Origin of the sequence: Paenibacillus sp. FSL P4-0176 (assembly GCF_037975265.1) — a bacterium.
Taxonomy (GTDB): Bacteria; Bacillota; Bacilli; order Paenibacillales; family Paenibacillaceae; genus Paenibacillus; species Paenibacillus amylolyticus.
Map to the genome: position 1 here is coordinate 3936094 of NZ_CP150242.1, position 11435 is coordinate 3947528.

11 protein-coding genes are annotated in these 11435 nt (G+C 47.1%); 1 reads left to right on the forward strand and 10 read right to left on the reverse strand.

Annotated elements, in window-relative coordinates; translation table 11 throughout:
• Positions 1–23: 23 nt before the first annotated feature.
• The 3 genes from MKY95_RS17745 to MKY95_RS17755 all read right to left on the reverse strand — a co-directional run bounded on the left by MKY95_RS17745 (position 24) and on the right by MKY95_RS17755 (position 3245).
• Positions 24–1211 (reverse strand): NupC/NupG family nucleoside CNT transporter, encoded by a 1188-nt coding sequence (locus tag MKY95_RS17745; protein WP_036613804.1) that lies wholly within the window; start codon positions 1209–1211, stop codon positions 24–26.
• Positions 1212–1442: 231 nt separating this feature from the next.
• Positions 1443–2093, reverse strand: a complete 651-nt coding sequence (deoC, locus tag MKY95_RS17750) for a deoxyribose-phosphate aldolase (protein ID WP_076250397.1) — start codon at positions 2091–2093, stop codon at positions 1443–1445.
• Between the two features lie 213 nt (positions 2094–2306).
• A complete protein-coding gene (locus tag MKY95_RS17755; RefSeq protein ID WP_062836066.1) occupies positions 2307–3245 on the reverse strand; it encodes a sugar-binding transcriptional regulator in 939 nt (312 codons plus the stop codon).
• 236 nt (positions 3246–3481) lie between these two features.
• Here MKY95_RS17755 and MKY95_RS17760 point away from each other — a divergent pair, with 236 nt between their 5' ends.
• Positions 3482–4108 carry an FMN-dependent NADH-azoreductase gene (locus tag MKY95_RS17760; RefSeq protein ID WP_253508968.1) on the forward strand — a complete coding sequence of 209 codons (627 nt, stop codon included), beginning with the start codon at positions 3482–3484 and terminating at the stop codon, positions 4106–4108.
• A 281-nt stretch (positions 4109–4389) separates the two neighbouring features.
• On the opposite strand, the gene MKY95_RS17765 is transcribed toward MKY95_RS17760, so the two are convergent.
• The 7 genes from MKY95_RS17765 to MKY95_RS17795 form a co-directional block, all read right to left on the reverse strand.
• Complete coding sequence (locus tag MKY95_RS17765; RefSeq protein WP_339193610.1) at positions 4390–4740, reverse strand: hypothetical protein; 351 nt, start codon at positions 4738–4740, stop codon at positions 4390–4392.
• An 85-nt stretch (positions 4741–4825) separates the two neighbouring features.
• Complete coding sequence (locus MKY95_RS17770) at positions 4826–6013, reverse strand: MFS transporter (protein WP_339193611.1); 1188 nt, start codon at positions 6011–6013, stop codon at positions 4826–4828.
• A gap of 82 nt (positions 6014–6095) precedes the next feature.
• Positions 6096–7313: a Xaa-Pro peptidase family protein gene (locus tag MKY95_RS17775; protein WP_339193612.1), complete on the reverse strand. Its 1218-nt coding sequence runs from the start codon at positions 7311–7313 to the stop codon at positions 6096–6098.
• Positions 7306–8151 (reverse strand): ABC transporter permease, encoded by an 846-nt coding sequence (locus tag MKY95_RS17780; protein ID WP_036613795.1) that lies wholly within the window; start codon positions 8149–8151, stop codon positions 7306–7308. The genes MKY95_RS17775 and MKY95_RS17780 overlap by 8 nt, the downstream gene beginning before the upstream one ends.
• The gene (locus MKY95_RS17785) at positions 8144–9061 is read right to left on the reverse strand and encodes an ABC transporter permease (RefSeq protein ID WP_339193614.1); all 918 of its coding nucleotides are present in this window, start codon (positions 9059–9061) and stop codon (positions 8144–8146) included. The genes MKY95_RS17780 and MKY95_RS17785 overlap by 8 nt, the downstream gene beginning before the upstream one ends.
• Positions 9058–10188 carry an ABC transporter ATP-binding protein gene (locus tag MKY95_RS17790; RefSeq protein ID WP_339193615.1) on the reverse strand — a complete coding sequence of 377 codons (1131 nt, stop codon included), beginning with the start codon at positions 10186–10188 and terminating at the stop codon, positions 9058–9060. The genes MKY95_RS17785 and MKY95_RS17790 overlap by 4 nt, the downstream gene beginning before the upstream one ends.
• A gap of 72 nt (positions 10189–10260) precedes the next feature.
• Entirely contained in the window at positions 10261–11397 is a 1137-nt protein-coding gene (locus MKY95_RS17795) for an extracellular solute-binding protein (RefSeq protein ID WP_339193617.1), read from the reverse strand.
• Between the last annotated feature and the right edge of the window lie 38 nt (positions 11398–11435).

An 11435-nucleotide genomic window follows, 5' to 3' on the forward strand; every position in this document is an offset into this window, starting at 1 on the left:
AGCACTCCTTCCAATAATCCGGTTTACAAGAACAGTCCAGTAATGATCGCTGACAGCACGCTGACAAGCGAAGCACCGTAAAGCAGTTTCAGACCGAAGCGGGCGACCACATTACCTTGCTTCTCATGGAGTCCCTTCACCGCACCAGCAATGATACCGATGGAGGAGAAGTTGGCGAACGACACGAGGAAGACAGATACGATACCCGTTGTTCTGGCAGACATTGCAGTCTCTTTCAAATTAAGCATAGCTACGAATTCGTTGGATACCATTTTGGTTGCCATAATACTTCCTGCCTGAATCGCTTCTTTCCATGGAACACCCATGATGAAGGCAAATGGTGCAAACACATAACCAAGTAGCTCCTGGAACGAAATGCCAAGCACCGCGCTGAAAATTCCGTTAACAAGTGCGATCAAAGCAACAAAACCGATCAACATCGCAGCTACGATGATAGCAACTTTGAATCCATCCAGGATGTATTCGCCGAGCATTTCGAAGAAGGACTGTTTCTCCTCTTCCTGTACTTCCAATATATCTTCTTCCTCTGTAACCTCATAAGGATTCACAATCGAAGCAATGATAAAACCGCCAAACAGGTTCAGTACAAGAGCTGTAACCACATATTTCGGCTCGATCATGGTCATATAAGCACCAACAATCGACATCGATACCGTGGACATCGCCGAAGCACACAAGGTGTACAGCCGATGTTTTGGCAACAACCCAATTTGTTTTTTCACAGAAATGAACACTTCAGATTGCCCCAATACAGCCGAAGCAACCGCGTTATATGATTCCAGTCTGCCCATTCCGTTGATTTTGCTTAATACCAGACCAATATATTTTATAACAAAAGGCAAGATTCGGATATACTGCAATATACCGATAAGGGCGGAGATGACAACAATCGGCATCAATACGCTGAGGAAGAACGGTGCCCCCCCGCTTTCGGCACCTACAGTAGTCAAACCCCCAAATACAAATGCGATACCTTCATTCGCATAGTCGAGTAAACTTTTAAATACGGTCGCGAAACCGCCAATTAAAAAAGTACCCACTCCTGTATTCAACAGAGCATAAGCTAGTATAACTTGCAAAACAATCATGATAGCCAGCGGCCGGTAACGAATCTGCTTTTTGCCGTTGCTTGCGATATAAGCCAGTCCAAAAACAACGAGTAAGCCGATAATGGCAATTAGAAATTTCATTTGATTTCTCCTTTGAAGGTAGTTAAGCCGGATGTGAAAATTCAGCTCAAAGGGCTCTTAAGCATTCTTATCAGTAATCTTTCAGAAAACTTATGAAGCGCTTACAATTAGTTCCGTTATTTAAAATACAAGTGTAAGTTGTATTCCCTGTACCTGAGTCGACTGCCCAAGTACAGAGAATATAACATTACTTTTATTTATTAAGCTTTTTTCTTGATAAGATGCTTTTGCTTAGTAAGACGATGAAGACTGTTCGCCCTGCATAATCTTCACGCCAGAACTAGCACCGATACGAGTTGCACCCGCTTCGATCATTTTTTGCATATCTTCCAGGCTACGTACGCCACCGGAAGCTTTAACGCCAACATCAGGACCTACAGTACGACGCATCAAAGCGATATCTTCTGGCGTTGCTCCACCTGTGGAGAAACCTGTAGAAGTTTTAACAAAATCAGCTCCAGCTCGCACAGCTGCCTGACAAGCACGTACTTTCTCTTCATCCGTCAACAGACAAGTTTCAATAATAACTTTCACCAAAGCTTTACCCGCAGCCGCTTCAACAACAGCACGAATATCTTGTTCAACGAAATCATCTTTGCCATCTTTCAAAGCACTGATGTTGATGACCATATCGACTTCAGTTGCACCTTTAGCAATCGCATCTTTCGTTTCGAAAGCTTTTGTCTCCGATGTAGATGCTCCCAGAGGGAAACCAATAACGGTGCAGATATCTACGCCAGAACCCTGCAACTGCTCAGCAGCATAAGCAACCCAGCCTGGGTTAACACATACGGAAGCAAACTGATATTGCTTTGCTTCTTCGGTTAACTTGGCCATTTCACTTTGCGTTGCGTCCGCACGAAGCAACGTATGGTCGATCATTTTAGCTAATTGTGGTGTAGTCAATTGAATCTCTCCCTTATCTGAACTAGTTATTTTCTATACCCTTACACTAACATGAACATATGTAAAAATCAACTTGAACTTTTGTTCACAGTTACACTTACATTTCTTCTTCGTTATATTTTCTTCCTAAAAAAGCAAAACATCCGCCCTGTTTGCATGGCAGATGTTGTCATCCATATCCATTTGAAATTAAAATCGAAGTAATGCCTGCGCTGTGTACTGATCCGTGACCAGAATATTTGCGTAATGACCTTTGAGCGCGGCGTGTATGGCTTCAATTTTGCGTTGTCCCCCAGCGACAAGGATTGATTTTTCCTTATTTCTCAACTCCGCTAGATCAATTCCAACGGTTCTGCTGTTAATCTCTTCACTGATCAACTGACCTTCCGCGTCGAAAAAGCGTGAACAAATGTCACCTGCACCGGAGTTCATCAGCAATTGTTGCTCTTCTTCATTGAAGTAACCGAGCCTGAACAATAATGCATCTTCCTTCACAGTACCCACGGTAAACAAAGCAATGTTGGCCTGTCTGCCAAGTTCCACGATTCTGCCGATATGTCGATCCGCTTCCACCATGTTTTTTACTTCAATGTTGTCGAAAATCACAGGCAGCGGCAGATACCTTGGTACCGTATGGAATGCCTCAGCGAACAAATGAACAATCTCAGCGGCATAGGTATTGACATGGGAGTGGCTTACGCCCCCCTTCAATTGTACGACTTCGACACCTTTAACCTGCTTGGGACGAAGTTGGCGTGCTACAGCATGCATGGTTGTTCCCCAAGTCACCCCGATAATATCTGCATCCTGAACCGTCTCTTGAAGATAATCCGCTGCTCGTTTACTGATATGCTTCTGTATTTCCTCATCACTCTTCAACGGGGCAAAACACACAAGTGCCGTATCCAGATCATATTTCGACTTAAGTTCTCCGGCAATGATGTCGATATCCTCCAGCGGGTCCATAATTTCAATCCGGACGTATCCACGATCTTTGGCGTACTGAAGTAATCTTGACACCGTTGGACGCGACACGCCCAACCTTGCGGCAATATCCTGCTGGCTATAATCGGACTGATAATACAATTTCGCTGCTTCAATGCTTAATCGTTGCTTCTCCAGGTCCATTCCCATGTGCGCTCATCTCACTCATCCTATTGTCTTTGGAAAATAAATACTCGTCCTGTATATTATACATGGATTGAGTATCCGGTCACCATATAACATCCAATTCAGTATCATGATCGATCCATTCATATCCCTTTCTGACGTATAAAACGGGGGAAACGATGCATACTACTGCGGTCGCTTCATCATTGCCAAGATCGCTTCACCCCATTAATCACACAGAGAGGAAGAACTACATGTCTACCTTATTATATATTACTGCCCATCCTCATGATCATGAAACCTCCTTCAGCATGGCTACAGGTAAAGCGTTTATTGATGCGTATCGTGAAAGTCACCCTTCTGATGAGGTTGTTCACCTCGATCTGTATCGCTCGGATATCCCCCATATCGATGCGGATGTCTTCAGTGGTTGGGGCAAACTGCAATCGGGTAGTGATCTGACTTCCGAAGAGCAGACCAAAGTAAGCCGTTTGAATGAACTCTCGGATCAATTTGCCTCAGCAGATAAATATGTTTTTGTAACCCCGATGTGGAACTTCTCGTTCCCCCCTATTCTGAAGGCTTATGTGGACTCGATCTGCGTAGCTGGCAAAACATTTCGTTATACCGAACAAGGTCCTGTCGGACTGCTGTCTGATAAAAAAGCACTGCATATTCAGGCCCGCGGCGGCATTTATTCCGAAGGCCCAGCGGCTCAAATGGAATCCGGTCATCGTTACTTAAGCATTATCATGTCATTCCTCGGTGTGCCGAAGCTTGATGGCATTTTTGTTGAGGGGCATAATCAATATAAAGATCGTGCAGATGAGATCAAGCAACAAGCTATCGAACAAGCACGCACTTTCGCAAAACAGTTTTAATAGAAGTAGTTCAAAAAGTCCGCTTTTGATTACGAAGGATGCCTAATGGCATCATCAGCATCGAATATGGAATTCAGCCGAAATGTCCGTTGCTCACGTAGTTTTCCCTACGCTCCGCTACTCCATTTCTAGCTTCATCCCATCTTCTCGGTACTGAAAACCGACCTTTTTGAACACTCACTAAAGTGTAGTAAACAATAAAGCAAAAACAAAACCCGCGTGCGACCTAGGGGATAATCCCAGGAAACACGCGGGTTTTCAATGTATAATCAACCTAGAGCTTACTGATGTCCAGCACTGGCACGGCTCATGGTTTCAAGTTTACGTGTGATCGCATGACGGTCTACTTTCAATCCCCAGATCATTTCAATAATCTGTTCTTTCTCCTCAGGACTGTCGGCATTCTTCAATTGCATTAACAGATCATGCATTTGTTCATTAATGCCTTCAAATTGAATCCATAAATCCTGTCTTACCTCTTTGGAATCCAGATGATGATTCGCATCGACTTCTTCCTTCAATGCTTGCAGAATAGCATCTTTCCATTCGTCATCACCTAGCTGTTTCGCAATGTTCAGGAGATCCAGATAATCGTCAACAAGAAGTGAGTTCAATTCAGCATGTGTTTTCATCGTTTATTGCATCCCCTTTTCGTCTATTTACCAAGTATTATACTCGGTATTTCAGGATATGCAATAGCTGTCGGAAAAAGTTGATTTATGTAGCCTGTCCCTTCAACCTGTGAACAAGCAAATTACACAAGACAAAACCGATCAAAACGTACACACCGATCATCCCCACAATGCCTATCCATCCAAGATGACTGTAAAGCAGTCCACCTCCTGTTCCACTTACGCTTGAACCAAGATAGTAGAAAAATAAATACAACGCATTGGCCTGGGATTTGTGCTGATTAGCCACGAGTCCAACCCAACTGCTTGTGATGGAATGACCGCCAAAGAATCCAAAGGCAAACAGGGCGAGTCCGATAATCTTGACCCAAAGCGCTGGATGAACGGTACAGACTGCACCAGCCAGAATAATTCCCAGCGCGATTCCAAGCACATGTGACCTGCCGTACCGATCTGCCAGCCTGCCCATCCAGGTGCTGCTTACCGTGCCCATCAGATATACCACAAAAAGACTTCCAACGATAGACTGGCTAAGATGATAGGGTCCACCCGTTAATTCAAAACCGATATAGTTGAACAGGGTCACGAATCCCCCCATCAAGAGAAAACCGAGTCCATACAGGCATAACAGCCTTGGATTGCGACATTGTGACCACAAAAGAGGTATTGGATTTTTGAATCCGGGTGCAGCTTTGACAAAATGACGGGATGGCGGGATGACAAGCCAAAAAATAACGGCTGCACACAGTCCAATAATACCAATGAACCCCACAGCAGCGCGCCAACTGAACCAATCTGTCACCACACCGCTGATGAAACGGCCGGCCATGCCTCCTATCGAATTGCCGCTGATATATAGGCCCATAGCATAACCAAGACTTCTAGGTTCAATTTCTTCTGACAAATATGTCATGGCTATCGCTGGCAACCCCGCGAGTGCCACACCCTGGAGAATACGAAGCAGAAGAAGCTCCGTATATCCCGGGCTGAATGCGCTGAGCAAAGCAATAACAGAAGATATCACCAGTGCAGCTGTCATTATAAAGCGTCGGCCCACAGAATCAGACAAGGACCCGATGAACAGCATCGTCAGTGCCATGGCGATCGTTGTAACGGATAACGTAAGACTGGCGTGTGCCGGCGTAATGGAGAATGCGTTGCTAATCTCAGGCATCAGGGGCTGGAGGCTGTAGAGCAAAGCAAAAGTGACAAAACCTCCGGCGAACAGTGCAAGGCTAATGTTACGAAACGTCTTAGTTCCCTGCTGAATCATGGATGTTCCAACTTTCCCAGTAAGAAAGCTTCTTGGATCGACTGTGGTCTGATCGCCGGTCAGTGAAGCCTTCCATCTATCGTTATTTAGTGAACAAATTCCGCTCCATATGGGTTAGAAACTCATAACCATCTGGCGTTACAACAATTGTATCCTCGATTTGGAACCCACCAGCACCTAGCTCGTAATATGGCACCTCAACACATAACACCATACCGGGCTCCAGTATCCGCTGGTCACCCGGGGAGAGGGTTATATCATCGTACAGTTCCAACCCGATGGCATGTCCGACATGCTGACGTCGGTAATGCGGAATCCCCTCACGCTGTACGCGAGACACTGCCGCATGGAATACTTCCGACGCCTTGACGCCAGGGCGCACGGTCTCAAGTGCCGTCTCCCATCCACTTTTGACCGCAGCAAAATGTTTTTTCATCCAAGCGGTAGGTTCCCCTGCAACAACCGTGCGGCCCGTATCTCCCCAGTATCCTTCCAGCTGCAGGCAAAGATCGAAACGGATCTGATCTCCGGTCTCAATCGTATGAAAATAATTTTCGATGAGTGGTAATGCGCTGCGTGGCCCTGCCCCTACCGCTGTCATTGCCGGAGTTCCACCTGCTCGCATCACAGCCAGACGATAATGATCCGCAAGTTGCTTCTCATGAACACCTGCGGCAATCAGGTCAATCAGCTCCTGCTCAATCCGTTCGTTTAATTGAGCAGCCTGGCGCAGTTGCTCGATTTCGAAAGGTGTCTTAACCAGGCGGATTTGTCGGAACAGTTTATATGCGGGAATTACCGGTCTGTCAGGAACCTCCTCCTTGATTCTAGCCAGAATATCGGGAGCGATCCGCATCTCATCGATTCCAATCGGCTGATCTTCGATCTCAAGCTGTTTTAATGCAGCCTTGAGTGCTTCAACAGGACCTGGATGAATAACCGTCGTTTGCAGAAGAGAATAAAAGAGATCAATGTCGTCAGTGGAAGGTTTGCCTTCAATTGAACCTTCTACGAAGAAATCACTGTAGGCAAATATATCTACCCCCGTAATACCGAACTGAGCTACAACACCTAACCGATTCGTTGGAATGACGATACAAGGCTTAGCAGATCTGTCGGCAGGTAAAACAGCATAAATCTGCATAGTCCAGTTGCTTGCGCGTAGCTGGGACCCGATGACATAGTGAATATTCTCCGGAGTTGTTGCGATCAGGGCGCTTAGCCCTTGAGTTTTCATCACTTCTTCCGCCCGGTCCCAGTTCAGACCTGAGCTATGGTATAGATGCTGTGAATTATTCATTTTGATCCAGACCTCCTTTTGTTTTCCTGCGACCAAACAAACTTTCAAGTCCTGGTACAGAGCGCAACACTAGTTTAATCGTCATAAACAGAGCCAGCGCAAACGCGATCAATACAACAGACACCACGGCTATCGTTGGGTCCTGCCATTTCTCCATATACAGGAATAGTTGTATTGGCAACGTGTAGCTGTCCTGACGGAGCAGCAACAGAGCAGCCTCTACCTGATCAAAAGTGAAGACAAAAGCGATTGACCCTGACAAAAGCAGGGATAGTCGGAGCTGTGGCAGCGTAATTGTGAAAAAAATGCGTATCGGCCCAGCACCAAGGTCCGCGGCAGCTTCCCGATGAGCCGGGTGCAGATTGGCTAACGCACTGCCAACAATAGTGAGCACAAATGGCAGCACAATGACCGCTTCACCCAAAATAAGTGCAAACAGTCCGCCTGCAATATGCATTTTTGAGAATAAAATCAGGTATGCAATACCCAGCGTAATTTTTGGCATGACCATTGGAGATACAAAAAATGCCCTTAAGATACCAGAGCCCGGGAAAGGGTATTGCACGATTGCTAACGCAGCAAGCGTACCTGTAATTAAAGCCAGCAGAACCGCACCTGTAGAAGCAATAAGGCTGTTCTTGAATGCATCGAGAAACTGGGTCTGCTCACTCAGATTGGCATACCACTTCAAGGTGAGACCTTCCGGGGGAAATTTGCTGGCTGAACCTGAGCCTACAGATGTCAACATAATCATCAGCAGTGGCAGCAGCAAATAAATCGCTACGGCACCCACAAAGATGTAGAGTAACAGCTTGGTGCCCCTGTTCGACTTAACCATACGCCTGACCTCCCTTACGGGAACGACGGAACATCAGCATTTCTGCTCCTTTATTCACAAGCAACGAGACGACAATGGAAGACACAAGTAAAAACAGGCTGGCAACCGCAGCCATTGGCCAGTTGGTGTCCAAGGTTCGCTGGTATATAAATACCGGAAGTGTCATGACTCTTCCCCCGCCGATCAGTTGAGGTGTGGTGAACGCGGTGAGGCATAGCGTGAACACAATCTGTACCCCGCTTGCAATACCTCTTGCCGATAAAGGCAGGGTAATGGTCAGGAATGTTCTCCAGCTGCCCGCCCCCAGATCCTGAGCAGCTGCCTTTAAGGAAGCGTCACTTTGGGACAGTACATTCAGGATCGGAAAGACCATAAATGGCAGGAAAATATGGACAAGGGCCACGACAACACCTGTCTCATTGTATATCATGCTGAACCCTTCCTCGGTTAGCCCCAGACGGATGAACAGCCAGTTCATGAAGCCCTGTTTGGACAACAAAAGCTGCCATCCGTAAGAACGCACAACCGCACTGACCAGTAGCGGAAGAAACGTGAGCAGCAACAACAATTGCTTCATGCCAGGCTTCTTTAGACCCGCAATGCAATAGGCCAGCGGATAGGCAAGCAGAAGACTCCATAGCGTAACCTTGAAGGCAATGCGAAACGTTGTGCCAATCAGCTTCCAATAATAAGGGTCGGACAGAAACGCACGATAAGCTCCTAAATCCCAGCCCCGAATAAGCTTTCCATTCTCATACATATCAAAGCTATATCTGCCAAAGATCAGCAACCCACCCAGATACACGATGCCCATCAGAGCAAGCGCAGGCAACAGAAGCAGTAACCGGGTTACCCATGTGCGGTTTCCAAAGGAATACAGATTCACGATCCGTTCCGCGATCCGGTTCATATTCTTGCCCCCTGTACACGGTCATCAATGGGTTCGGATAACAAGAGCGTGTCCTCTGGATCAAAGCCAACCTGTATTGGCTCACCTGGACTATAACGTGAGGTTCCCCGCTGATGCAGCACACTGGCCTGAATTAGAAAACCCTCAGCAATCTGCACGTTGTATCGAATATTTGCTCCGCCATACACCGCTTCAATCACGTGTCCATCCAGCTTGTTCAGGCAATGAGTTGCATCTTCTCCAAGTCGAATATACTCATTGCGGATTGATAAGGAATGTCGTGCTCCCGCTTTCGGTACAGCATTGCCATCACTGACTTTCACCAGCAATGGCTTGCCGAAGCATTCCACCCGAATTCCATTCACATCATGTCCCAGTACTTCCGTCTCAAAGAGATTGGTATCTCCAATAAACTTGGCCACGAAACTATCGGTCGGTCTTTCATAGATTTCATCAGGGGTTGCGTATTGCAGCAGCCTTCCATCGCGCATAACGCCAATTCGGTCAGACATATTCATGGCTTCGCTCTGATCATGCGTTACAAAGATAAACGTTCCGCCGAATTCACGCTGGATGCGTTTCAGTTCACGCTGCATATCGAGACGCAGCTGCATGTCCAATGCAGAGAGAGGTTCATCAAGCAGTAGCACTTCGGGTCTGTTGATCAGTGCGCGAGCAATGGCGACGCGTTGTGCCTGACCCCCGGACAGCTCGGATACAGCACGCCTGCCATAGTCTCCGAGCTGGACCAGATCAAGCATTTCACCTACCTGCCGTTGGATATCGGCTTTTGGTAACTTCTTCACCTTTAGTCCATAGGCAATGTTGTTGAATACATCCATATGAGGGAACAACGCAAGCTGCTGAAAAATCATATTGCTATTGCGTCCATAAGCCGGGATGCCAGTAACATCCCGACCTCCCAGCATAATGGTGCCCTGATCCGGCTGCTCAAGTCCGCCAAGCATGCGAAGCAGTGTTGTTTTGCCACAGCCACTCGGACCAAGCAAGGAAACGAATTCCCCCTTTTTCACTTGGAGTGTTACTTGATCAACGGCGGCTCGCTCACCATAAGTCTTCGTGACTTCCCTTGTTTCAATGGATATGGTCTCTTGTCCGCTGCTCATCTCTGATTCCCTCCCATCCATTCCGGGTTCATAACAGAACCCGGAATCGTTGTGTGCTTGGCAACAATTGTTTTATTGAAGCTTTGTTTTCACAAGGCGGTCCCATAGTTCCTTCCAGGAAGAACTGTTCTGTGCAAGCAAATCCCAGTCTGGATTAATGCCGTTACTTTGCGTTTCGACGGAGAATGCAGGATCATCCTTGTACTTGTCCGGAACTGCAGCTGTCGTACTGGTTACCGGCGTACCCGTTGCTTCTGCATATTGTGACAGCGCCTCGGCGCTCAACAACTCGTTAATAATTTCATTTGCAACACGTGCTTGCTCAGGTGTTGAGCCCTTCACTACCTGAAGTGTGTACGGGAAGGAGATGGCACCTTCACTCGGATACGCTACGGCAAGTGGAGAACCGCCATCAATCCATGTCTGTGCAACCTGTGCACTGAATGGGGCAATGAGCGCATCACCTGACTCCAGCAGTGCCTTCAGCTGATCATTGGATGAAACCAATGTGCCAATCTGGTCACTGCGATCTGCCCAGAACTGGAAGGCTGGCTCGGGATTTTCATAGGATGCGCCAATCTCTTGACCGTTGGTAGCAATAAGTGGGGAGATATAGGAATAGAACATGTAGTCCCAGAGCGCAGTTTTTCCTTTGAACTCCTCGTTATCCCATAGATCGTTCCAGCTGGTAGGTGGCGTTTTCACCAGATCTTTGTTATATACCAGGGCGAAGCTCGAAACGCCCCAGACCACACCTTTATTGTCTGGCTTGTGGAAGGACTCGGGAATATCCTTAATATTGGTCACGATGCTGGTATCCAGTGGCTCCCACATGTCATCATTCAAGCCTTTTGCCGTCGCATCTGCATTGAAGTAACCGAAGTTAACAATCGGATTGTTGGCATCAGCCTGCTTGCCTGCGACCATCTTGGGGTACATTACCGAATTGGAGGATTCCTCAAAGGTGACTTCAACGTTGGGATGTTCTTTCACATACTCGGCAACCACTTCTTTCGGAACGACATCCTGATTGGAGCCAGCCCAGATAAACATCGTCAGCTTAACTTTGTCTCCGCTTGCTCCTGAAGAGTCGCTCTCTCCGGCAGTATTACTTGAGCTGCCTGCTCCACCGCAGGCGGAAAGCACCAATGTACCGGCCAGTGTCAGAGAGGCGAGGCTGAGAAAGCGTTTTTTGTTGGATTTGAACATGCAAATTCCCCCATCCATGTAGTTGGTTTTACCGATAA

What these genes read in the sequence shown, in the direction of transcription:
- MKY95_RS17785 (WP_339193614.1), bottom strand. Translation starts at nt 9,061, where the DNA reads ATGAACCGGATCGCGGAACGGATCGTGAATCTGTATTCCTTTGGAAAC.
- MKY95_RS17780 (WP_036613795.1), bottom strand. Translation starts at nt 8,151, where the DNA reads ATGGTTAAGTCGAACAGGGGCACCAAGCTGTTACTCTACATCTTTGTG.
- MKY95_RS17755 (WP_062836066.1), bottom strand. Translation starts at nt 3,245, where the DNA reads ATGGACCTGGAGAAGCAACGATTAAGCATTGAAGCAGCGAAATTGTAT.
- deoC (WP_076250397.1), bottom strand. Translation starts at nt 2,093, where the DNA reads ATGATCGACCATACGTTGCTTCGTGCGGACGCAACGCAAAGTGAAATG.
- MKY95_RS17790 (WP_339193615.1), bottom strand. Translation starts at nt 10,188, where the DNA reads ATGAGCAGCGGACAAGAGACCATATCCATTGAAACAAGGGAAGTCACG.
- MKY95_RS17760 (WP_253508968.1), top strand. Translation starts at nt 3,482, where the DNA reads ATGTCTACCTTATTATATATTACTGCCCATCCTCATGATCATGAAACC.
- MKY95_RS17775 (WP_339193612.1), bottom strand. Translation starts at nt 7,313, where the DNA reads ATGAATAATTCACAGCATCTATACCATAGCTCAGGTCTGAACTGGGAC.
- MKY95_RS17770 (WP_339193611.1), bottom strand. Translation starts at nt 6,013, where the DNA reads ATGATTCAGCAGGGAACTAAGACGTTTCGTAACATTAGCCTTGCACTG.
- MKY95_RS17795 (WP_339193617.1), bottom strand. Translation starts at nt 11,397, where the DNA reads ATGTTCAAATCCAACAAAAAACGCTTTCTCAGCCTCGCCTCTCTGACA.
- MKY95_RS17745 (WP_036613804.1), bottom strand. Translation starts at nt 1,211, where the DNA reads ATGAAATTTCTAATTGCCATTATCGGCTTACTCGTTGTTTTTGGACTG.
- MKY95_RS17765 (WP_339193610.1), bottom strand. Translation starts at nt 4,740, where the DNA reads ATGAAAACACATGCTGAATTGAACTCACTTCTTGTTGACGATTATCTG.